Origin of the sequence: Vibrio sp. Vb1127 (genome assembly GCF_033338735.1) — a bacterium.
Lineage (GTDB): Bacteria > Pseudomonadota > Gammaproteobacteria > Enterobacterales > Vibrionaceae > Vibrio > Vibrio alginolyticus.
In genome coordinates this window covers 155,206-179,003 of the sequence record NZ_JAWOTF010000001.1, presented here as the reverse complement: position 1 = coordinate 179,003, position 23,798 = coordinate 155,206, and the positions used below count along the sequence as shown (strand labels likewise).

Genomic DNA, 23,798 nt, shown 5'->3' with positions numbered 1-23,798 from the left:
ATATCGGCGCTTTTTTGGTTTCACTGTGCTGTAAGTGGGTAGTGTTAATGCACTGTCGTCTCGATGTTTAGGCTATCTGTCCAGTGATGAATGGCGCAAGGCTTTCCTAAGTAAAAGCCTTGGTAATAATCCAAATTAAGTTGATACATAGCTTGTAGCTGCACGTCTTCTTCAACCCCTTCTATAATGACTTTTGCTCCCATATGATCCGCTAGATCAACGGCGCTATGTATGGAAAAGGTTTCTCCGGCGCAGTAGTCTAGTAAATAGGAACGATCGATTTTGATGATGTCAGGGCAGAGCTGCTGAACACGTGCGATATCAGAATGTTGGGCGCCAAAATCATCGATAGCAAAGATAAAACCATTTGCTTTCATTAACTGTACGGCTTTGATTAATAAATCCGTATCTCCGCATGACTCTTCGACTACTTCAAAAACTACGTCTGATGGGCTCATACCAAGTTCGGAAAGGCGTTTGTAAAGCAGGCCGTTATCTTTAAAGCCCATGTCTTTGGTTAGTGTGAGTAGCGTTTGAGGCATGACGTTAAGAAACAGTTTGATCGGCGTCCCTGCGAAATAGCGTGCGAAATTTCGAATGTGCATTGCTCTGGATAAAAACTCTACACATAAGCGAAAGTAGGGATCAAGACCATTATTGGCCAGAAACACGTCAGGACGAATTAGGGAACCATCAATGCCACGAATACGCAGTAAGGCTTCCATACCAATAATACGTTGGCGTCTATCAAAAATTGGCTGATAAACACTGTGAAAAGTGAATTGATTGAGAACTACGTAATATTCACCAAGATTATCTTGTTTTATGTATCGCTCGTAGTCGGATTGATTCTTTAACTCCATGAAAAACGCCGAAAATTTAGCATCTTGCCAATGTAACAGGGTGCAATTCTGATTTGAAGAATCAAATGTGCCTAATTACATATGCGGTTGAGTTAATTTGAAATGGCTTCCGATTTTGCTTCAATATGGCGGAAAATAAGTGACAGACCAAAACAGATTAAGAAGTAAGCAAGGCCGACAATCAACCAAATTTCAAATATATACCCTGATGAATTTGCCATCTCTGTCCCAACAAACGTCATTTCTTGTATCGAAATCAGTGAAACAATAGAGGTGTCTTTCACCAAAGAGATTGTTTGACCGGCAAGTGCAGGTGTTATTGATTTAAGCACCTGTGGCGCGATAACAAATCGGTATTTCACCCATCGAGACAAGCCCAATGAGTCAGCCGCTTCCCACTGACCTTGGTCGATACTTTGTAAACCACCGCGCACAACTTCTGCAATGTAGGCAGAAGAGAGTAAGCCGACGCATAACACGCCAGAGGCAAGGTTTTCCCAAAGGTTTGAAGGCCCAAACAGAAAGCGCTGTAGTGCATTTGGTTCGCCGTTGTAGTTTCGTAGAAGATCTTCCAAACCGAGTAACGGGATCAATTGGTTAGAAATGAAAAAGTAGAAAATAAAAACAAACACCAACGGAGGGATGTTTCTCACTAACTGGATAAACGCATTGGCAGGTGTGCGCAACCAAACGGAACGAGAGAAGCGTGCTAAGCCTAACAAAGTGCCAAACACTAATGCGAAGCTGATGCCCCAAATACTGAGCCTTAACGTCGAAATCAAACCTTGGAAGAAGTAGGGCAAACCACCACCTGCTCTAGGCGTGAAAAGTAATTCAAGCGCCTCTTTCCACTGCCACAAATAATGCACACCAACAGCGGACCGATGGTACAGCCAAACACCACCGATACCGCACATAACAAGTAGTACCCAGTCTAGTGTGTTTAATTGCGGTAAAAGGTAGCCTGTGCTGGATTTCGCGGGTGCTGTGCGAGTGGTAGTGTGTTCGCCCAAAAATTTGACTCCGATAAGTTATGGAAAAGTAAAATGGATGATTGGAGAGTATAGGCTCGCGGCGTCCACGAGCCATTTAGATTACTGGCCTTGCGCGACTTGATCTTGCCAATCTAATGTCGAGAACCAGTATTCATAACGTTGTTTTAACCATCCATCTTGGGTTCTTGTTTCAATCCATTTATTGAAAAAGGCCTTTTTATCTTCTTCCCCCAAGCGAACTGCAAAGGCTTCGTTACCTTGTGATAGTCGCTCAGAGAATGGAAGGAATAGTTTGTCGCTGTGTTTCACTGTCTCATGTTCTGGTTTTGGGCTAGAAGCAATTACCGCGTGGGCGTTACCATTCAGCACCTCTTGGAACGCTTGCGCGTCGTCATCAAATTGCAGGATCTTCGCTTTCGGGAAGGTTTCTCTGGCTACTTGAACGGTGAATGCGCCGCGACGAGCCGCAATTTTTACGCGTCGTGAGTCAAAATCCGAAAATTCGCTAAAACCAGAGGCGAGTTCTTTGTTTGCTGCTACTTGAACGCCTGAGTGCGAGTAGGGCTCAGTAAACAAGACGCTTCTGGAACGCTCAGGCGTAACCGACATGCCACCGATGATCACGTCGAACTTTTTCGCCAGTAGTGCGGGAATAATGCCATCCCACGCAGTCGGTACGAATTCCACTTTCAAACCTGAATCTTGTGCTAAGCGTTTGGCAACATCGATTTCAAAACCGATTAACTCGCCTTGCTTGTTACGCATTGCCCAAGGTACAAATGTTGACATACCAACGCGCAAAGTGCCTCGTTCTTTGATTTGATCTACATTGGGTGTGGCGACATCTTCTTTCGCGATTGTAGGCATAGCTATGGCTAGCCCTAATAATGCAGTAATGGTCGCTTTGAATAACTTCATGTTATCTCCTTATAATTTGCGCCAACTGGCTCCGAGTTTGTGTTCTAGCCATGCAGACAAGCCAGAAAGTGACAGAGTGAGAGCAAGATAAATTGCTGCCACGGTAAACCAAATTTCGAACGGCATCGCCGTCTCTGAGACGATGTTGCGTGCCTGTGTCGTTAGATCAAAAATCGCCATCACGCTTACAATGGAAGAGTTTTTGATCAAAGAAACCACTTCATTGGTTAATGGCGGTAATGTGCGCTGTAAAACCTGAGGCAAAATCACGTCTTTGTAGGTGTAAAACGGTGATAGTCCGAGAGTTTGTGCTGCTTCGAATTGCCCTTTAGGAATACTGTTTAAACCTGCACGGAATATTTCCGCGGTGTAGGCACCTTGGAAAAGGGATAATGCCAAAACGGCGGTGCTGAATCGGTCCAAACCAATCACGGGGCCAAACACGAAGTAGAGTAAATAGATTTGCACCAACAACGGCGTGTTACGTATTACTTCGACATAAGTGGTACCAATAACATTGCCGACTTTCGAATCGCTAAGCCTTAGTAACGCGGTGACCAACCCCAACACTAAGGTAAAAAATAGACTAATAGCAGAGATGTTAAGCGTGACCAATAGCCCATCAATAAGTTCTGCCGGCCACCATTCGCCATCTTCATAAAAAGCGATGTAATCAGGTACGCGCTCCCATTGCCATTGATAGCCCATAGCGTCGGCACCAGAGTCCAACACCCACACAATCGCTATGAAGAGGAGCGTCATTTGCAGTAAAGCTTGAAGGACAGGTTTGATTACGCGAACTATCATCAGTAACTTAAAATTTGGTTCAAAAATGCTTGGGTGCGTGGATGCTGTGGTGTCTCAAATAAGGCGACTGGAGAGTTCATTTCCAAGATTTGGCCTTCATCCATAAATACCACGCGGTTCGCTACTTTTTTGGCAAATCCCATTTCATGCGTGACGCAAATCATCGTCATTCCGCTTTGAGCCAGCTCAACCATGACATCCAACACTTCGTTGATCATTTCCGGATCAAGCGCTGAAGTTGGCTCGTCAAACAGGAGTAAATCCGGTTCCATACACAAGGAGCGGGCAATCGCGACGCGTTGCTGCTGACCGCCAGAAAGCTGGATAGGATACTTACTCGCTTGCTCTTCAATATTGACTCGCTTTAGGTAATGTTTTGCGCGTTTTTCAGCTTCTTGTTTTGATAATTTGAGTGTGCGAATCGGCGCTAAGGTGAGGTTTTCCAGTACAGTCAAGTGAGGAAAAAGGTGAAAGTGTTGGAACACCATGCCGATTTTACCGGGCTTGAGAGATTTTGCGTGAGAAGGCTGGTCGAACACATGAAGCTGGCCTTCTTGAATCGATTCAAGATGGTTGATGCAACGAATGAGCGTTGATTTTCCGGAACCTGAAGGGCCACACACCACGACGATCTCGCCAGAATGCACGGAGAAGTTGATGTCTTTTAGAGCGTGGTAATCGCCATACCACTTATTTACGTCGCTAAACTCAACGACGGGAGTATTCTCTTTCAAAGGGGCACGCTATAACGGAAAAATATCCTTTTACAATAGCAAGTTGTGCGCGTAATTTCATTAAGAATAAGCTAATGTTTAGGCGATGATTTTAAGACTCTATTCAGATCGCTTACAAGATACATCCATGTTTCTTTAATGTTGGTGCAGTCTAGAGTCTAGAGTATGACTAACTCAGTTCAACGAGATACGGATAACGAACAACAATCGCAACAACAGACATAACCATTAGTGTCTGTGCAGAATAGTAGGTCACCATGACAACTTGTCGTGAAAATATTGACCGTCCTCCAAAGCGTTCGAAAGCCAATACGATGCCAGAGATAATAAAGATAAAGCTTCCGAGCACTGCAAAAGAGGAGGATTGTGTTTTCCCACTCAAATAATACTCGATCGAAGCCCAGCACATAGTCATCAGTACCAATATATAACTAGCAACTGGCCGTTTTTCTTTACCGAGATCCGGTCGGAACAACCAGTAGACGCATATACCGAGTCCGAACAAGGCAATTGGGAGCCAAGGTGTAAAATGCCACGCTGACATGATGGCAAAACCATAACTATAGGAGAGATGTGCAGAGCAAAAGAGCACTAATCCTGTAATGAACTTGTCTCTAGGGAGCATTAATAACACGTCACCAAGCAACGAGAGCGATAAGCCAATCAAAATCCAATGCGCATATGGCATTGGGTAAGCCGGGGACTGAATTAAAATACCAAGCATACAGAGCACTGGTAATGGTTTAGAAACGTAAAAGAGCCATTTAGAGCCTTTACGGATACTGATGATATGTATGAATGCTAATACGACAACAACTAGCCACATAAAGTGTTTTCTCGAACAGACAAAATTATGTAGTACATCACTACAACAAATCAAAACTTAATTAACGAGTTAACTCGTTCTTTGATCTCAATTATTTTTATTTGTGTAAAGCTGGACAGTTGTCTCTTTACTAACCAACACGGCCGATTTTTTGTCTGGAGGGAATCGTTGTTTTTAGAAGCCTCCTCGTTTTGAACGTGATGTGGCTTACAAAATAGCATAAAAAAACGGTATTGTGACTGTTAAGTCACAATACCGTTAAACCCTAGGAAGGGCAGTGAAGAATTGTTGCAGTTATGAGACAGCTAACTCTAAGATTTCTCGGCTACGTTCAAGTGTGATCGCCTGGTTTTCACCTAAAACAGTCATGCCGTGTTTGTTTAGTTGATCAATGATGGCATCGATAGCTTGTTCACGGCTCTCACCATAGTTTTCGAGCTTAGTTGCGACATCAAGTTGATGATAAAACGCTTCGATAGATTCGATTGTGCGCTCTGCTAAATCTTCACCTGCTTCAAGACCAAATACGTTGCGACCCATTTGTTCTAACTTAGGGCGCTTAAACTGCATTTGGTTACGAAGTAACGACGGTTGGACAATTGCAAGAGAACGCGCATGATCAACGCCCCATAGAGCCGTTAATTCATGGCCGATCATATGTGTCGCCCAGTCTTGTGGAACGCCACTACCAATTAACCCATTCAATGCTTGGTTAGCAGACCACATTAAGTTTGCGCGCCACATATCGTCGTCTCGTTCCGCAAACTGTTCTCCGAGTGTTTTTAAAGTTTTCAGCAGTGTTTCTGCGTAACCATCTTGAACCATTGCACCGGTAGGAAGCGTCAAGTATTGCTCACATACGTGCACCCATGCGTCAACAATGCCGTTGATAAGCTGGCGTTCTGGCAGTGTTTTCATTACATCTGGGTCTAACACGGCAAATTTTGGCTGCACTGCTGGAGACATGAACGGAAGTTTGTCTTGAGTTTCTTTTTTAGTGATAACTGCGCCCATGTTTGACTCTGAGCCTGTTGCTGGCAATGTCAAAATTGCAGCTAGAGGCGTCGCTTCAGTGACTTGGTGCTTACCAATCATGATATCCCAACCATCACCATCATACTTTGATGCCGCTGCTACGTATTTGGAGCCATCGATGACTGAACCACCACCTACCGCTAAAATAAAGTCAACGCCATGCTCTTTTACCATTGCGACTGCTTTATCGAGTGTTTCTTTGGTTGGGTTTGGTTCAACACCTGAAAACTCTAGCCATTCATGTGCCTCAAGAGCTTCTGCTACTTGGTCGTACACGCCATTTTTTTTGATGGAGCCACCACCGTATACCACTAAAACTTTTTGGTCGGATGGGATAGCTTCTTTGATTGCTGCGATTTGTTTTTGACCAAAGAAAATCTTGGTTGGGTTTACATAAGAAAAGTTCATTATTAGCCCTCTTGCTTCCAGTGAAGGAGATTGAATACATGCATATTAGTCCTGATTAACGATCGTTAACAGGTCGATTTCTGCAAATAATTTGCCTATTTCTACAAAATTAATGCTCTTGAGCTAGAAAGTTAAAGTCGAGAGGAAGTATAGTGCTCGAAACGATAATAGAGACCAAACTCGTTGGTCATTGATGGAGCACTCTAATGCACACTCTCGCAGATATCATGCAGCAATATGTTGAAAAGCAGGGGCTGCATGACCTAGAAGGTATGAAGAAAACAGCGATAGATGGCGTATGGTTTTATCGCAGTAGCAAAGGGAATCATCGCCAGCCGTTTGTCTATCAGTCCGGCATCATCGTATTGGGTCAAGGGCATAAGAACATTCATATTGGTGATACACCAGTGCAATATGGGCCCGAAGATTACCTTGTTGTCGGGGTTCCCATGCCATTAGAGTGCGAAGCGTTTGCGACAAACAATGAGCCTTTACTTGGCATTTCGATAGATATTTCGCCAACGCTTCTTCATAAACTCGTTAAAAAATTAGAGGCTGAGAAATTCAGTAATAAGTGTCTGGATGCAACCCGTTGCGGCCTTAAGTCGGTACGTATGAATGAAGGTATGTTGGATGCGTGCAAGCGGTTAATGAAAGCAATGTGTAACGAGCTTGATGTCATCATGCTTGGCGAGCTGCTTCTTGAGGAAATTGTGTATCGTACTTTGGTGAGCAAAGAGGGGTATGTTTTATTTGACCTAGCACATCAAGAAGGTTCTTACGCGAGGGTCGCTAAAGCACTAAATCGCGTGCATCAAGCGTATCATGAACAGTTGAACGTACAAGCATTGGCTGAAGAAGCCAACATGAGTGTGTCTGCTTTCCATCAAGCATTTCGCAATGTCACGCTTGAATCTCCGTTGCAATATATTAAGAAAGTTCGACTTAACAAAGCGCGCGAATTGATCCAGTTAGAGGGGAGACGTGTTAATGATGCAGCGAGAATGGTCGGTTACACGAGCCCATCACAGTTTAGTCGCGAGTACAAGCGGCATTTTAATGAAACGCCAAGGTCAACAAAGGCTTAGTGATCTTTATTTCAAAATGGCGACTTTTTTTACCTTTTTTATTAATTTGCGAGTGACATATTTATTTGAGTTATAAAATTAGTTACTGGTGCCAAATAATAGGTACGTTGTTGCAATCATTTAGTGGATTGTTGCGAGGCGGTGTGGAAAACTCGTAAATAGATAGTGTGAAATCACCAACTTGTACTTAAGTTATTTTACGTCGAAATAAAAGTATAGATGCGCTTCGTTTAGCGCATTTAGTATTGTTTTAACAATAACTTAAGGAAGAGCGATTATGCACCTTAAAAACGGCAACGCAGTGAAAAACGTGTTCACACTAAGCACACTCACCGCTTCTTGTCTTATGGCCTTCAATAGCTACGCAGCAGTTGACTGTGCCCCTCTAGAAACTTGGCAATCATCAAAAGTTTATAACGGTGGCGACCAAGTTCAGCATGAAGGTAATGCTTATAAAGCGCGTTACTGGACGCAAAACAACAATCCAGCGCAATCTGGTGAGTGGGGCGAGTGGGAAACACTTGGCGCTTGTGATGGCACTGGACCGGTTGATCCACCTCAGAATGAAGTCCCGACGGTTACTCTGACATCGCCTTCTGCGTCGGCTTCTGTGACTGCGGGTGATGTTGTTAACCTAGCTGCAGATGCGGCAGATACTGATGGGACTGTTAGCAAAGTAGAGTTCTTTGTTGATGGTGTATTAGTTGGTCAGGCAACGTCTGCGCCGTATGCTGCATCGTGGACAGCAACTGAAGGACAGCACGAGTTCTCTACCAAGGCCTATGACGATGCAGGTGCCGTTAGTACGGCAAGTGTTGTGACGTTAACTGTGGCATCAGCGCAACCTGGTAACGAAGCGCCGACAGTGGATGTCGCGCTTTCTGCGAGCTCTATTGACCTGGGTGGTTCCGTAACACTGACTGCAAATGCTACGGATGCGGATGGTACCGTTGCTAAAGTTGATTTTTATGTTGCAGGTGTGCTTGCTGGCACTGCTACAACAGCGCCATACACGCTGGATGTAACCCCTTCACAAGCTGGCTCATTAAGTGTTTATGCGAGAGCAACCGATGATGCTGGAGCAACAGCAGATTCTGCAATTGCGACGTTAACAGTAAACGGCGGCGTAGTGACATCTAATTGTCGTCCTGATGGTCTTTATCAAACAACGGGTGTAGATGTTCCTTACTGTTCTATTTATGACGAAGAAGGCCGTGAGAAAATGGGGGCTGATCACCCACGTCGTGTAATCGGCTACTTCACCAGTTGGCGATCAGGTGACGACCCACAATCGACTTACCTTGTTAAAGACATTCCTTGGGAACAACTTACTCACATTAACTACGCGTTTGTGAGCATTGGTTCTGACGGCAAAGTAAACGTTGGCGACGTAAATGATCCTAACAACCCTGCTACAGGTAAAACTTGGCCAGGCGTTGAGGTAGATCCCGCTCTTGGTTTTAAAGGTCATTTTGGTGCACTAGCAACTTACAAGCAAAAACATGATGTTAAAACGCTAATCTCGATTGGTGGTTGGGCTGAAACGGGCGGTCACTTCGATACGAACGGCGATCGTGTAGCTGATGGTGGCTTCTACACCATGACGACGAATGCGGACGGTTCTATTAATCATGCTGGTATTGAGAAGTTCGCAACTTCTGCCGTTGAAATGATGCGTCAGTACAAGTTCGATGGTCTGGATATCGACTATGAATACCCGACGTCAATGGCTGGTGCTGGTAACCCTTACGACAAAGACTTCATGGAACCACGTCGTCAGTATTTATGGGCGTCTTACCAAGAGCTGATGAAAGTATTGCGTGAGAAACTTGATGCGGCATCCGCGCAAGATGGTATTCATTATATGCTGACTATCGCAGCACCATCTTCAGGTTACTTGCTACGTGGGATGGAAACCTTCGATGTAACTAAGTACCTAGACTACGTAAACATCATGTCTTACGACTTGCATGGGGCTTGGAATGATCACGTTGGTCATAACGCGGCTTTATTCGATACAGGTAAAGACTCTGAGCTAGCGCAGTGGAACGTATACGGCACTGCTGCATACGGTGGTATCGGTTACTTGAACACAGACTGGGCTTACCATTACTTCCGTGGTTCTATGCCAGCAGGTCGTATTAACATTGGTGTTCCTTACTACACCCGTGGTTGGCAAGGTGTTACTGGTGGTGAAAATGGCCTTTGGGGCCGAGCGGCACTACCAAACCAAGCAGAGTGCCAACCGGGCACAGGTGAAGGTGAGAAGAACAACTGTGGTCACGGCGCTATTGGTATCGACAACATGTGGCATGATACCGACCCTAAAGGAAACGAAATGGGCGCTGGTTCTAACCCAATGTGGCATGCTAAGAACCTAGAAAACGGTATATGGGGCTCTTACGCAGCTGCTTACGGTCTTGACCCAGTTAATGATCCTTCAGATAAGTTTGTTGGTACTTATACTCGTCATTACGATAGCGTTGCTGTAGCACCTTGGTTGTGGAACGCGGAGAAGAGCGTATTCCTATCTACGGAAGATAAAGCTTCTATCGAGGTGAAAGCCGATTACGTTATCGATAAAGAGATCGGCGGTATCATGTTCTGGGAACTAGCCGGTGACTACAACTGTTACGTACTGGATGCAAATGGTAATCGTACGGCAGTAGATGCAACTGAACAAGCTTGTGCGGCGGGTAATGGTGAATACCACATGGGTAACACTATGACCAAAGCTATCTACGACAAGTTTAAGTCTGCGACGCCTTACGGTAACAAAGTAGCGACTGGTCCAACACCAACTGAAGCAGTAGACATTACTGTTAGTGTTGGCGGCTTCAAAGTTGGCGACCAAAACTACCCAATTAACCCGAAAATCACGTTTACGAACAACACTGGTCAAGCGATCCCTGGCGGTACTGAATTCCAATTCGATATCCCAGTATCTGCGCCGGACAATGCGAAAGACCAATCAGGTGGTGGTTTGAAAGTGATTGCTTCTGGACATACTCGAGCAAACAACATTGGTGGCTTAGATGGCGTAATGCACCGTGTGTCGTTCTCTCTACCAGCATGGAAAGACTTGCCAGCGGGCGGCACTTACGAGCTTGATATGGTTTACTATCTACCAATCTCTGGTCCGGCTAACTACTCAGTGATTTCTGGTGGTAAAGAGTTTGCGTTTAAGTTTGAACAGCCAGATCTACCAATTGGTGACCTAAATGCGGGCACGGGTGGTGGTACCACTGAACCAGGTACGTGTGATACGACAGGTTTAGTGACATACCCAGCTCTGCCACAAACGGATTGGGCAGGTAATCCAAGCCACGCTAACCAAGGTGATAAGATCATCCACAACGGTGTGGTTTACCAAGCGAACTGGTGGACAGCGGCTGAACCGGGTACAGATGGTAGCTGGTCAACGGTATGTAACATCTAATTATTATGGATTATTTGTTATAGCCTAATGTTTACAGGCACTTAAACAAAAGCGCACGATGATTATCGTGCGCTTTTTTGTTGTGATAGTTTGTCGTTTAATCGAATTGGTAACTTTCAGGTATGACGACAATACCTTTGTCTGAGATTTTAAATCGCTTCGCATCTTCAAGTTTGTTGATGCCAATTTGAGTATGTGGCGGAATACGAACATGTTTATCAACTATGCAGTTGACCAACTGACTTCCTTCACCGACTTCTACGTCATCAAAAATGATGGAATCGACTACCGTTGCACTATCTTGAATGCGTACATTAGAGGAAATAATGGAGTGCTGTACCGAGCCTCCGGAATTGATGACACCGGTAGCAATGATGGAGTTAATAAAAATGCCTTCATTACCCGTGGCCGACGATACAGTACGAGCTGGTGGAAACTGCGGCTCGTAAGTACGAATCGCCCAATTAGACTGATAAAGGTTCATTGGCGGCACAGGTTCTAGTAGATCCATATTCGCTTCATAGAAGGAATCAATGGTACCCACGTCGCGCCAATAGCAATCTTTATCGACGCGCCCTTTACTGCCACAGAATTGATAAGCGTAAACGGATTCGGTATCAATTAGCTTAGGTATGATGTCTTTTCCGAAGTCATGGCTTGATGAATCGAGTTTTGAGTCTTCTTCAAGCGCTTCTTTCAAAACATCCATATCAAAGATATATATTCCCATAGAAACAAGGCTTCTGGTCGCGCTTCCAGGAAGAGTAGGTGGGGTTTCAGGTTTCTCTATAAACGAAGTAACGAGCCCGTTTTCTGTGGTGCCCATTACACCGAATGCTGAAGCATCCTCTACGGGAACATCCATACAGGCAACGGTGAGCTTAGCACCTTTCTCTTTATGCTCTTCAAGCATTGCGGCGTAGTCCATTCGATAGATATGATCGCCGGATAACACAACCACATACTTTGCATCATTTCGCGATAGCAACCACATGTTGTGATAAATCGCATCGGCGGTTCCTTCATACCATGCACCACCTTTGCGCATTTGTGGTGGAACAGCAGTAATGTACTCGCCTAGCTCTGGATTGAATATCGACCAGCCGTCTCGTAAGTGTTTTTGAAGTGAATGAGATTTATATTGGGTTAAAACAAGGATCTTGCGTAAACCCGAATGTAAACAATTGGTTAGTGTGAAATCTATAATTCTATATTTTCCGCCAAAAGGTACGGCTGGCTTGGTTCTGTCATCGGTGAGTGGGCTGAGTCTAGACCCCATCCCTCCTGCTAAAATTACGGCGAGTGCGTCTTCCATAGTATTCCCTTTCCCTTTTCTGACATGCATCAAAACGGTGCTAACCTGAAGGAGGTGGTATGCAACGCAGAGGTTTTGAAAAGCATGTGCTAATGTGCTTATTAGTGAAAAGTCTACTACAAGAATCGAGCCATAGAATATCTCCTTAAAAATCAAGGAGGTTAAAATTTCACTGTAAGACAACTGCACCATATTAGTGAAGCGCTAAATAGCCCGTGCATCAAATTGGCGCAAAATTGTAGAAAGGAGAGGTCAACAAGTATGGATTTACAATGTAAAGTGGCTACAAAACAAGAAGATAAATAGGGTTTTCTAGCTTAATAACTATGGCTAAACAAGGCTTAGGGTTAGCGTCTTAACTCTAAAGGTCTAAAACAGGCGCGTTGATGTAAGGCAAGAGAGCTTTGTATCAACAATTCAAGAGTAGAAGGCCTGAGACAACTCTTTTCACAGTTGTTGAGAGTGAGTGGATAGGTAAGTAGACCACTCACTCAATGAATATGTTCACTATCACTGATAGCGATACGTTATCACTGCACTAAGAGAGACCGACGATATTTCCTTCATCATCAAGATCTAAATTCATAAATGCGGGTTTATCAGGTAAGCCTGGCATCGTCATCACGGTTCCAGATAATGCATAAATGAATCCTGCGCCCGCACACAAGCGCAGCTCGCGGATTGGGACGGTAAAACCAGTTGGTGCGCCTTTGACTGCGGAGTCCGTGGTTATAGATAGTGGTGTCTTCGCGATGCAAACCGCTAAGTTGTTAAAGCCTAATTGCTCAAAATGTTTGAGCTGTTCAGTCGCGATAGGAGTCATTTCTATATTGGTTGCTCCATAGCCCGCTTCACATACTGCCATGAGCTTTTCGAGTAATGATTGCTCTTTGTTGTATAACGGACAAAACTCTACAGGCGTGGTACACGCATCAATAACATGTTGAGCTAGTTCCGTTGCGCCTTGTCCGCCTTGCGAAAAAGCGGTGCTGATGGCTACTTTAACTTCGGGATTAAATTGGTGAATCAGCTCTTCAAGAGCTTTAAGCTCTTTCACACAATCTTGTGGAAACTGGTTAATGGCAACGACAGCAGGTAAACCGTATTTATGAACGTTATTTATGTGCCATTTTAAATTTTCAAACCCAGCCTCCAATGCTGCTTGGTCCGGATTAAAAATGGAATCTGGAATAGCCATACCTGGCCGTAAATCGTAGTGTCCGGAATTCGCTTTGAGGCCGCGTAATGTTGCTACGATCACTACACAGTCCGGGGCTTTGTTGGCGGCAGCAGCTTTAATGTTACACGCTTTCTCAAATCCCATATCCGAACCAAAACCGGCTTCAGTTACCGTGTAACCTGACAGTTTTAGCGCAATATCGTCCGCGATAATGGATGAATTTCCATGGGCGATGTTTGCAAATGGACCTGCATGGATCAACGTAGGAACACCTTCTAGAGTTTGCATCAGTGTTGGTGCAATCGCCTCTTTTAGTGTTACTGCCATTGCTCCTGCAACTTGTAGATCTTCCGTAGTGACGGGGGTTCCGTTCAAATCGTACGCTACGACAATTTTCCCGATACGTTGACGTAAATCTTTTAAATCTTTGGCTAGTGCAATTATAGCCATTAACTCGGAAGCAGCTGAAATATCGAACCCTTCGTCACGCTCGAAACCATTGATGGTTTTTCCTGCATCATTGAGGCCAATTTTGACTTTACGTAGTGCACGATCATTATGGTCCATCACTCGTTTCCAAGTAATACTTGCCGTGTCGATTTTAAGTGCTCTTAACCCGGTGCGTGATTCAAAGGCATCATAACCCTCGCGTTGCTCATGGAACAAGCGAGCGTCAAGAGCGGCTGAAGCAAGGTTGTGCGCCGCTGTCACTGCGTGAATGTCACCAGTAAGGTGTAAGTTTAACTCTTCCATTGGAGCTACTTGAGAATAACCGCCGCCCGCTGCGCCACCTTTAATACCGAAGACGGGTCCCATCGAAGGTTGCCTTATACATGCAATAACAGATTGATTAAGCTTTGCTAAACCTTGCGCCAGGCCTATCGTCGTAACGGTTTTTCCTTCGCCAAGAGGAGTCGGCGTGATCGCAGTGACGAGTACAAGTTTACCGTCATCATTTGCTTTGAGTCGTTCCAAACATTTTGGGTGGACTTTGGCTTTGTGCTTCCCGTGAGTGTCATACTCTTCGGGTGATAGTCCTACTTTTTCCGCGATAACATCAATAGAAGAAAGTGGTGTTTTTCGGCAAATTTCGATATCTGACTGCATGGAGAATCCCCAAAGTGGTACTCAGGTAGCGTTGAAAAACTACCTGAGTTATAACGAGTATTATTGTGAGGCAAAGGTCTGCTTGGTGATGGTACTGTTTCGGTTAGGCTTGTAAAGAGTTTACTGCTTCGTATTGTGCGACATACTAACAAAATCTACTCGTTACAGTGCTAGACAAAAACAAAAAGGCCACCAAATGGTGACCTTGATATATTTTTAGCTTTAAAGCTGTCGTTTTAACGATCCCAATAAGTCTCTTCTAAGCTATCTTCTCGTTCAGGAAGCGCTTGCGATAGGCGAGGAGAGTGCTGCGTCAACACTTCATAGCTTACTCGGTTTGCGTATTTACAGATCTGAGAAAGCGAGGAGTAGGTTAAGCATCGTACTTCGTGCTTTTCTGAGTTAGGCACTTCTTTTTGGTGGAAAGAGTTTGCTGCCATGTCATGCAGTAAGGCTGAAAGGGCTGCATCACCTGCACCGTTAGTGTTCTTAATCTCTAGTGGTCCACCAAGGTAAGGGCCGATGTGAGAGTAGACCTTCATTGGGTTTTGACAGTCTTCTTTACGCATCGCACGACTAAACTCGTACTGGTTAAAGGCTTCGAGGGAGCTTTCAAGGATGTCGTGTGTGGTTTCTCGTTTTACTTTCTCGTCGGTGTAACCAGCCATGTACAGACCATTTGGTCCTGCTGTACAAAGTACGAGATCAACCCACTCAAGTGCTTTATCAGCAGCTGCTAGCGGCTCTGTTTCACCTGTTAGCGCCGCACCTTCTTCTTCATTCATAGCGACAACAGAAATGTTTTCGCGAATGTATTCTTGCCACCACTGTGCGTTACCTTCGATAACGTACTTCGTCCCTAACGTAAGTACAACAGGGACATCGTGCTTCTTAGCAAAGTCGATCGCTCTTTGTACCGCTTTAGGCATTGGATCTTCTTCTTTACCACGCATTAGGTAAGAAGAAACAACCAGGGCTGATGCTTTCTCAAAGATCTCTTCAGGAATGCTTTCCGGAAGTAGTTGATTCATATGACCTTCGTTGATAGCAAATGTACGCTCACCGTCTTGAGAAATTAGGGTGTAGCAGCGACCAATAGGGCCATCTACCGTTTGTAAATGGTTAAGGTTCATGCGTGAAGACGTACGGCAAAGGTAGCGGTAAGCAAAAGAACCGACTTGAATGTTCTTAGACATCACACCGAGCAAAACGGATTTGCTATCGGCTAAAACTGAGTAGTTGTGAAGAGTATTGCCAATCGTGTCACCTGGGTATTGGTGTGTGATCAGGCCTTGCTCAACCAGTTCTTCGTAAAGTGCATCTGCTTTGCTTTCTTCAAGAACGAGCGAATGTCCTTTACTCAGGTTGTATTTCTCTAAAAACGCGTCATCTACACGTGCTTCGATATCTACAATGGTTTGACCGACACCAACAATAGTTGGGCGATATAGCTTAGGTGCCTGTCGGATTTGGTTTACTAATGGATCTCGAGCGTGAGTTGGGAAGTAGTGTTTAGATTTACGCTGACCAGGAAACTTCATGCTTGTTCTTGAGTGAGAAAAAAAAGAGGCGGGATTGTATCACAAAAAAATGAAAATCGTGGCGATTTATTACAAAGAAGTCTGCTCGCTGAAAAAATCAGCGAGCTGAGTAAATAGCAACCAAAGCAGCTGCAATTTATGACGCTTGTCGTATTGCAATGGGTTGTTTTTTAAACTTGTTGCTCAGCAGCGCCCGGAAAGAGCCTGCTCCGCGCTAACTAAATTTACCCGCGTTACTTTTTCACTTCAGTTGGCTCAACGTAAGCCTTGGTACCCCAAAGTGGGACTGTCGAAAGGCTATGCTTAAAACTACCATCGGTCTCTTTTGTTGTATAAGACAAGTAGAGTAAGGTTTGGTTATCGGCATCATAAATACGGCGAACCTTCATTGTTTTGAAGAAAATGCTTTTTGACTTCTTAAATACAATTTCACCGGACTTACTCTTATCTATTTTTGCAATCATTTCCGGTGTGATTTCGCCAGTCTGACGACATGATATTGAGCTATCACTTGGATCTGCTAAGCTGAAATCCGCTTCGATAGAGGCGATGTGACATGTGACACCTGTTACCACCTCGTCTTTCAACTCACCGACTTTGATGTCTTTCAAAGTAAACCAACCGAGCCCCACGTCAGCAACATCGTTATCTGAACAACCAACTAGAGTAGTAGCAAGCAATGCACTTAACAGCATCTTTTTCATTATTTTTGTCCTTAACTAGGAAAGATATTGATGAAATCTATCAGAGGTTTGCACCTAAAACAAAATTTAGCCACGGAAAGGTCTATGTGCGCTAGGTTTGTTGCGGGCTTCATGCTAATGTACTGCTCTAAACGAAGGTATCAAGATGAATGAACAACAGTTAGCCAGTATCGAGCGTAAAAATACATGGCTGTATGATCTGGTCGAAGTTGAATTTCCGACACCAGAGAGTTTGAAAGGGCGCGATGTCTATTTCAAAACGCTAGAAAAAGCAACGTATCAAGTAGTCGACAAAGACACACTACTGGAAAGTGACTCTGAATTTAACCCCGACGACATTTTTCTGGTCGATTTTCATCGACTGACCATTATGTTCTCTATCTTGCAATCTCAGCGCTGGGAACAGCAGTATGATAAAGATATGATCATTGAATATCTGACACAGATTATCCTCACGCCAGATTTTGAATTATATGTTGGTTTTAAATCAGGAGTCCCAATTGGTGCTGCTATTGTTAGCCATCTCGAAGGAAATACACTCATCTCTGATGTTGCTGTTTCTGAATCAAAATACAAAAGCTCGTTTGTGGCTGATCTGGCTAAAAGACTAAGCACCGAGCAAAAACTGTTAGACTCAGTGGTTATCGAAGACTAACTTACACATCAATGTGCATAAAAAGTAAAGCAAGATGACGTTGGGTGATCTTGCTTAGAAAAACTGTAATTGCTCCCTTCTATTTCCATGAAATGCCAAGCTCGTCGTTTCAACAATCCCAAACTCAAATAAGATTAATCCAAACATTCTTAAAATCAGCTTGGGCTTGAGCCTTTAAGACGTCTGGAGATGGCTATGGCAATTACCAATATTAAGTGCGTGATATTTGACTGTGATGGTACGTTGGTCGACAGCGAAAGACTGTGTTGCCAAGCGCTCGTCAATGTATTTAACCAGCATGGGGCTGAGTTAACGATGGAAGAGTGCGTTTCTCACTTTAAAGGAGGAAAGCTCGCTGACATCCTTTTAGATACTAAAGAATTGAAAGATATCAAAGTCCCAATTGATGTTTTAGAACCGCAATACCGAGAAGAAGTCCAGTCTCTTTTTGTGCGTCACTTACAGCCGATGGATGGCGCAAAACGATTAATTCAGTTTTTGGATTCGCATAATATCGAATATTGTGTGGCGTCTAATGGACCTAAAGATAAAATTGAATACGCTTTGGAGTTAACCGGTTTACTCGATGCTTTCCGAGGGAAAGTGTTCTCGGCATTCGATGCGAATAGTTGGAAGCCTGAGCCCGATTTAATCATGTACAGTGCTATGAGCATGGGCTTTTTACCAAGTGACTGTCTTTATATTGATGACACGCCTAAAGGAGTCGAGGCGGGACTAAACGCCGGTATCAAAACGGTGCAGTTATTTAATGGTGAAGCTATCAATCGTGTTGATGACGAGCGTGTAATTCGCATCCATCATTTAGATGAATTAAAAGAGCAGCTGTGTGGCTGCTCTGTTTGACCTACTAATGGCAAACCGGACTTAAGCTGTGGATGTGCTTAAGTTTAGACTGTAGGTAAGGCGTTTGATGTAGACATTGGATAGATGAGAAGTTTTTTGTATGAAATCCGCAAGCAGCGCATGTGAATTTCTCGCCATCCGATGAAATGAGATATTCATCTCCTTGGCAGAGTGGGCAATTCAGGTTCTCTATGTCTTTTGTGTCTTTGTAATTATTCATATTGTTTTCCAGCAGCAAATTGGAATTGGCAAGATCAAGCATAGCGGAACGCTTTGTTTAAGAACATTATTTCATCCGGTACAGCGAGAACTTGAGATTCACTTCAAATATCCACTTGGATGTCGTAGAAAATATCGAAGGTAATAGTTGAACACGGTTTAAAGAAAAGGGCTCCTTAAGGAGCCCTTGTTGATCATAAGTTCCACAACCTTATGCGGTGCGGTAGCGTTGTAATATCTCACCAAGAGAAACGGAGGCTTGCGTGAGATTAGCGACGCCAGCGGTAGATTGCTCCGCCACTTCTCTGATTGTGCTTGATTGACTACGAATTTCTGAAAGTTCCGATGCAATATCGTTAGCAACTGCGCTTTGTTCTTCAGCAGATGTGGAAATCTGAATGCTCATGTCCATTAATGAGCGTGCTGACTCGGCAATAGAGGTAACATCATGGCCGATTTCATCAATAAGCTGGCTGCTGGTTTGAGCTTGCTGAACGGTTCGGTTGGTGATTGAAGCAATGTTCTGGCTCTCAATTTGAAGCTTCTCAATCATGGCTTGGATCTCTACTGTTGCCTGTTGAGTTCTGCTTGCTAATGTACGTACTTCATCGGCAACCACTGCAAATCCACGACCTTGTTCACCAGCACGGGCTGCTTCGATTGCTGCGTTTAGCGCCAACAGATTAGTTTGTTCTGAAATGGCGTTAATCGTTGTGATCACGTCATTAATCTGCGTCGTATTCTCGTTTAAATTGGTTACTGACGTAGAGGCTTGTTCAATATAGCTAGATAACGTCTCTATCTCGCCAATCACGTTTTGTACACGGCTTCTGCTTAGTTCGATCTTCTGGGCATCTTGGTCTGACTGCGTCGTTGCTTGTTGAGAAATACTTGATACCTCCTTTGCAGAGGCTGTCATTTCTTCCATTGCCGTCGCGACTGAATCAAGCGTTTGATATTGATGAGATATCTGGGTTTCACTCAACTGCATATCTTTTTCGAATGCAGAAGATGTCTCGCTCAACATCGTTGCATTATTTTTAACACTATTAACCAGTTCACTTAAGGTATCCATAGACTTGTCTAGCGCACAGCCGATGGTACCGAATTCATCTCGACCAGGATGGAAACCAAGACGAGAGGTTAAGTCACCGTCACCAATTTTTTCGGTTGTTGTATATAAAACCCACAGAGCTCCTCCGATAAACGTTGCCACCCAGTAAGAGAATAGGGCAAAAGGAATAACCCATAAGAAGCTGAGTAATAGTGACGATAGAGCTGATGATTTTAACGATTCGTATTGTGTGGACACATTTTGAGTCAGCTTAATCACTTCTCCAGAATGCAACTTGGCATAAGCGGTCACAGACCCATCGACAAAAGAACTCTCGCTTACGCGGTTCGATTTCGATACGCCGTCAATTTCTGTAGCGCGGTTTGATTGAGCATCAACGATACCAGAAAGCTTCGCTTCGCTCGCCGAGATGGCTTGCTGCTCAAATTGTTGTATTTCATTGAAGTAGCGGCTTCCAGCCACTGAAGTGAGGGCTACTAAAAACAGTAGGAATATAACCCACATTTTGTCGTTGATAGACATCTTGATAAACAGCCTGTCTATCGTTCTAAACTCAACTTCTCTCATTTAAAGCTCCATTAGAGATAAAAGATATTGACCAAATCTATTGCTATATCGAAACAAAATATGCGAAGTTAATCAGCAAAATATGTAACGAATACTAAATTTAGTTTAAGAAATGAGATCTAAGGACGCCTATAACAGTATGTTATATCTTTAAATTGACATGAATGTTGATAAAAGAGTCATTTCTCTAAAGTGTTAAGCGGATATGAAACTTAATTGCAATCGTTTACTTTTGATTGTGCTCATAGGTTTTTAAATCTTTACTTCTCGCTGTCATGAATGTGTCATATAAAGACTATAAAAAGGAGTTGCTGATGTGGATATGTGTCAGCAAGTAAAAGCAAGAGAGCTTAAAATAAAGGAGGTCACAATGAGCGACCAATACCAAAACGATGAGAGCCTAGAGCTGCTAGATGCGCTTGAAATTGGCATTATCTTGTCGGAATACGTTGGCTCAGACAACGAAGCCGAATAGCGGAACACTCTCATCTCGTCGTAATTGACGTTATACTAGGTTCATGTCACACCAAGCCCTAGAGGCCAAAACTGGCGTCGAATGAACTTTCTAGCCCACCTGCATATCGCAGATCACAGTAACAGCCATTTATTGGGAAACTTGCTTGGAGACTTCGTAAAAGGAGATCCAAGCAAGCTGTATGATCGCGATATCTCAAATGGCATCAGATTACATAGATTTGTTGACCGTATTACTGACCATCATCCAATCGTCAACGAATGTAAGCCTCATTTCACTGGTGTTGCGAGACGTTTTGCACCTATCGCTTTAGATATGTTTTGGGATCATTGCCTCGCAAAACACTGGAACGACTTTCACTCCGTGTCTCTCGAACACTTTGTAAAAACGGCATACGAGAGAGTAAACCGAGAGGTTCATGAACATTTGCCGCCACGTTTTTTGGTGCTCCACAGCAGAATGTGGCATGGCCGATGGCTTCAATCCTATCAAGATCTAGACAATATAGAATTTGCACTACATCGGATGTCGCAAAGAAGTCCTAGGATGGCAGACTTAACCACAACATTTAAAGTGATTGAAAGTGATTACACCGAATTAGAAGAGAAGTTCTCGTCACTTTATCGAGATGTTTTGCGCCAGTCGTATGATTTTCAGCAACAGCTTAATGACTCAACTCAATGAGATAGAAAAGTAGTATGGCTTTAGGGGCTCTGGTAAACTCTGCGCTCCAAAAATAATGAGGTTACACATGTCTGTTAATTTTGCTGATTTAGGCATCGAACAAAAGCTAATCGAGACGCTAGGCAATCTAAATATCGTGACGCCAACACCAGTGCAAGAAAAGTCAATTCCACACGTCCTTGCAGGAAAAAACTTACTTGCTGCTGCACAAACTGGTACGGGAAAAACGGCTGCGTTTGGTTTACCTATCATACAAACCGTTCAGCAAAAGAAACTTAACGGCACACCTCAAGCATTGATTTTGGTTCCAACACGCGAGCTTGCACAGCAGGTATTTGATAATTTGAATCAGTACTCGGCAGAAACAGAACTTCGCATCGTGTGTGTTTATGGTGGTACAAGCATTGGCGTACAAAAGAGAAAGTTAGAAGAGGGTGCTGATATTTTGATTGCCACGCCAGGCCGCCTTTTGGATCACCTGTTTAATGGTAACGTAAACATCTCCAAAACCGGTATGCTCGTGTTAGACGAAGCCGACCGTATGTTAGATATGGGATTTTGGCCTGACTTGCAGCGCATCTTCCGACGTTTGCCTGCTGAGAAACAGATCCTATTGTTCTCTGCGACATTTGAGAAGCGAATCAAAACTATTGCGTATAAACTCATGGAATCGCCAGTTGAAGTCGAAGTTTCACCAGCAAATACGACTGCTGAAACGGTAACACAAATGGTTTATCCAGTGGATAAAAAACGGAAACGTGAATTGCTAGCGTACTTAATTGGCTCGCGGAATTGGCAGCAAGTGCTTGTATTTACAAAAACGAAGCAAGGCAGTGATGAGTTAGCGAAAGAGCTCAAGTTAGATGGCATCAAAGCGGTTTCTATCAACGGCGATAAATCACAAGGCGCCCGCCAAAGAGCTTTGGATGAATTTAAACAAGGTAAGGTGCGTGCTTTGATTGCAACCGATGTGGCAGCACGAGGGTTAGATATTCAAGAGCTAGAACAAGTCGTGAACTTTGATATGCCATTCAAAGCAGAAGATTATGTCCATCGAATTGGCCGCACTGGAAGAGCAGGAAAGTCAGGTTTGGCGGTTTCTCTGATGAGTAGAGATGAGGAGTACTTGTTGCAAGCTATCGAGAACCTGCTTGATCAACGCTTACCCCAAGAATGGCTGGCAGGTTTCGAACCAAGTCTTGTAGAAGAAGTTGAGCCTGAACAAAATGGGGGTGGGCGTCGTCGTAGTCGTTCATCTGAGAAGCGTAAGCTAAAAGCAAAATTGGCGATTCATAAAAATCGTGGTAAATCACGTAGCTCTCGCTAAACCGCGCAAACTTTTGTTCTTACATAGTCAGGCTGTTTTTGCCTCTTCATAGACGTCTAACGTTTGGGGGATAGCAAGTAGGTACCCTTGATACATATCGAAACCGAGCTTTTTCATTAAGCGAAGTTGATGCTCGGTTTCAATTCCTTCGATAACGGTTTTAGAGCATAACGCTTTTGCGAGTGATAATGCATCGTTAAGCGCTTTAAAATCACCGTTTTCATACCTTAGCAATAAAGAGCGATCCATCTTGATTATATCTGGGCAAATGCTTCTCACTCGCTCAGTTGTCGATGCATTGACGCCATAATCGTCAATCGCTAATTTAAATCCTTCAAGACTTAACTCCCGAGTAGCTTGAGACAAAGAGAGTTCATCCTCCACCTTCAATTCAAGTAACTCCATGACGATTTGTTCATTCATCAAATGCGATTCATAAATGGTTTGTTTTAGCAGTCGGTTATACGTGATGTCTTTGACTAGTATCTCTGCCGCTACCGGTAATACATTGAGAAACAATTGTTTTGTGTGAAAGCGAGACTGAGAGAAATTTTTGATATGGATTAGGCGACTTAAGCGTTCAACATTGAGCAAATCTTGAGTGGGAGTCGCTTTGGATTGGAAAAACTGATCTGGCCTAACCATGTTGCCATTGGCATTGCTAATTCTTACCAGTGCTTCAAGGCCAACGATGGAAATATCGTTCTTATATATGGGTTGAAAGACACTGCGGAGAGTGAAGTTCGCGTATTTCGCAATATACTGCCCGTCGGCTTGTTTCCGGATGCAACTAAGTAGTTGCGAGATGCTCATCATTGTTACCACAACCTATATCAATGTCTCAACATCAGCGTTATCGCGCTAATTTTTCTATTTCATTGGCAATGAATCTAAGTGTGCTCATTAACTCAAGCAAGAACGATGGTAATGGATGGGTAGGTTTGTCGAGTGACATCAAACAAATTGATGAAA

The 23,798-nt window shown here is 43.8% G+C and carries 19 protein-coding genes; 6 read left to right on the top strand and 13 right to left on the bottom strand.

What is annotated here, in order from left to right; all coding sequences use genetic code 11:
- Window positions 1–44 precede the first annotated feature (44 nt).
- The 7 genes from R7H07_RS00830 to R7H07_RS00800 form a co-directional block, all read right to left on the bottom strand.
- Complete coding sequence (locus R7H07_RS00830; protein WP_017820958.1) at window positions 45–863, bottom strand: EAL domain-containing protein; 819 nt, start codon at window positions 861–863, stop codon at window positions 45–47.
- A gap of 92 nt (window positions 864–955) precedes the next feature.
- Complete coding sequence (locus R7H07_RS00825; RefSeq protein WP_005376398.1) at window positions 956–1,876, bottom strand: amino acid ABC transporter permease; 921 nt, start codon at window positions 1,874–1,876, stop codon at window positions 956–958.
- An 81-nt stretch (window positions 1,877–1,957) separates the two neighbouring features.
- Window positions 1,958–2,776 carry a transporter substrate-binding domain-containing protein gene (locus tag R7H07_RS00820; RefSeq protein ID WP_206957505.1) on the bottom strand — a complete coding sequence of 273 codons (819 nt, stop codon included), beginning with the start codon at window positions 2,774–2,776 and terminating at the stop codon, window positions 1,958–1,960.
- 9 nt (window positions 2,777–2,785) lie between these two features.
- On the bottom strand, window positions 2,786–3,583 hold the full coding sequence (locus tag R7H07_RS00815) for an amino acid ABC transporter permease (RefSeq protein WP_005376396.1): 798 nt from the start codon (window positions 3,581–3,583) through the stop codon (window positions 2,786–2,788).
- Window positions 3,583–4,317 carry an amino acid ABC transporter ATP-binding protein gene (locus tag R7H07_RS00810; RefSeq protein ID WP_005376395.1) on the bottom strand — a complete coding sequence of 245 codons (735 nt, stop codon included), beginning with the start codon at window positions 4,315–4,317 and terminating at the stop codon, window positions 3,583–3,585. Before R7H07_RS00810 ends, R7H07_RS00815 begins: the two co-directional genes overlap by 1 nt.
- Window positions 4,318–4,486: 169 nt before the next feature.
- Window positions 4,487–5,143 carry a lysoplasmalogenase gene (locus R7H07_RS00805; RefSeq protein WP_005376394.1) on the bottom strand — a complete coding sequence of 219 codons (657 nt, stop codon included), beginning with the start codon at window positions 5,141–5,143 and terminating at the stop codon, window positions 4,487–4,489.
- Between the two features lie 294 nt (window positions 5,144–5,437).
- Window positions 5,438–6,586, bottom strand: a complete 1,149-nt coding sequence (locus R7H07_RS00800; protein WP_047103556.1) for an iron-containing alcohol dehydrogenase — start codon at window positions 6,584–6,586, stop codon at window positions 5,438–5,440.
- A gap of 206 nt (window positions 6,587–6,792) precedes the next feature.
- Here R7H07_RS00800 and R7H07_RS00795 point away from each other — a divergent pair, with 206 nt between their 5' ends.
- Entirely contained in the window at window positions 6,793–7,674 is an 882-nt protein-coding gene (locus R7H07_RS00795; RefSeq protein ID WP_005386077.1) for an AraC family transcriptional regulator, read from the top strand.
- A gap of 277 nt (window positions 7,675–7,951) precedes the next feature.
- Window positions 7,952–11,113 carry a chitinase C-terminal domain-containing protein gene (locus R7H07_RS00790; protein ID WP_206958826.1) on the top strand — a complete coding sequence of 1,054 codons (3,162 nt, stop codon included), beginning with the start codon at window positions 7,952–7,954 and terminating at the stop codon, window positions 11,111–11,113.
- Window positions 11,114–11,210: 97 nt separating this feature from the next.
- Here the strand turns inward: R7H07_RS00790 and glgC are convergent, their stop codons facing one another.
- From glgC to R7H07_RS00770, 4 genes are all read right to left on the bottom strand, one after another.
- On the bottom strand, window positions 11,211–12,428 hold the full coding sequence (glgC, locus tag R7H07_RS00785) for a glucose-1-phosphate adenylyltransferase (RefSeq protein WP_025767797.1): 1,218 nt from the start codon (window positions 12,426–12,428) through the stop codon (window positions 11,211–11,213).
- A 538-nt stretch (window positions 12,429–12,966) separates the two neighbouring features.
- Window positions 12,967–14,715, bottom strand: a complete 1,749-nt coding sequence (locus R7H07_RS00780) for a formate--tetrahydrofolate ligase (RefSeq protein ID WP_025767796.1) — start codon at window positions 14,713–14,715, stop codon at window positions 12,967–12,969.
- 236 nt (window positions 14,716–14,951) lie between these two features.
- Window positions 14,952–16,256, bottom strand: a complete 1,305-nt coding sequence (locus R7H07_RS00775) for an inosine/guanosine kinase (RefSeq protein WP_206957507.1) — start codon at window positions 16,254–16,256, stop codon at window positions 14,952–14,954.
- A gap of 233 nt (window positions 16,257–16,489) precedes the next feature.
- Window positions 16,490–16,960, bottom strand: a complete 471-nt coding sequence (locus R7H07_RS00770; protein ID WP_005397614.1) for a CreA family protein — start codon at window positions 16,958–16,960, stop codon at window positions 16,490–16,492.
- A gap of 145 nt (window positions 16,961–17,105) precedes the next feature.
- Here R7H07_RS00770 and R7H07_RS00765 point away from each other — a divergent pair, with 145 nt between their 5' ends.
- Both R7H07_RS00765 and R7H07_RS00760 read left to right on the top strand, forming a co-directional pair.
- The gene (locus R7H07_RS00765; RefSeq protein WP_005386088.1) at window positions 17,106–17,615 is read left to right on the top strand and encodes a hypothetical protein; all 510 of its coding nucleotides are present in this window, start codon (window positions 17,106–17,108) and stop codon (window positions 17,613–17,615) included.
- 195 nt (window positions 17,616–17,810) lie between these two features.
- Window positions 17,811–18,479 (top strand): HAD-IA family hydrolase, encoded by a 669-nt coding sequence (locus R7H07_RS00760; RefSeq protein ID WP_047103569.1) that lies wholly within the window; start codon window positions 17,811–17,813, stop codon window positions 18,477–18,479.
- A 430-nt stretch (window positions 18,480–18,909) separates the two neighbouring features.
- Here R7H07_RS00760 and R7H07_RS00755 read toward each other — a convergent pair whose 3' ends face one another.
- Window positions 18,910–20,340 (bottom strand): methyl-accepting chemotaxis protein, encoded by a 1,431-nt coding sequence (locus R7H07_RS00755; RefSeq protein WP_005376380.1) that lies wholly within the window; start codon window positions 20,338–20,340, stop codon window positions 18,910–18,912.
- A gap of 556 nt (window positions 20,341–20,896) precedes the next feature.
- Between R7H07_RS00755 and R7H07_RS00750 the strand changes: the two genes are divergently transcribed.
- On the top strand, window positions 20,897–21,499 hold the full coding sequence (locus R7H07_RS00750; RefSeq protein WP_054730575.1) for an ACP phosphodiesterase: 603 nt from the start codon (window positions 20,897–20,899) through the stop codon (window positions 21,497–21,499).
- A 67-nt stretch (window positions 21,500–21,566) separates the two neighbouring features.
- Window positions 21,567–22,826 (top strand): DEAD/DEAH box helicase, encoded by a 1,260-nt coding sequence (locus R7H07_RS00745; protein WP_005376383.1) that lies wholly within the window; start codon window positions 21,567–21,569, stop codon window positions 22,824–22,826.
- Window positions 22,827–22,853: 27 nt separating this feature from the next.
- On the opposite strand, the gene R7H07_RS00740 is transcribed toward R7H07_RS00745, so the two are convergent.
- On the bottom strand, window positions 22,854–23,642 hold the full coding sequence (locus tag R7H07_RS00740) for an EAL domain-containing protein (protein ID WP_054730571.1): 789 nt from the start codon (window positions 23,640–23,642) through the stop codon (window positions 22,854–22,856).
- Window positions 23,643–23,798 lie beyond the last annotated feature (156 nt).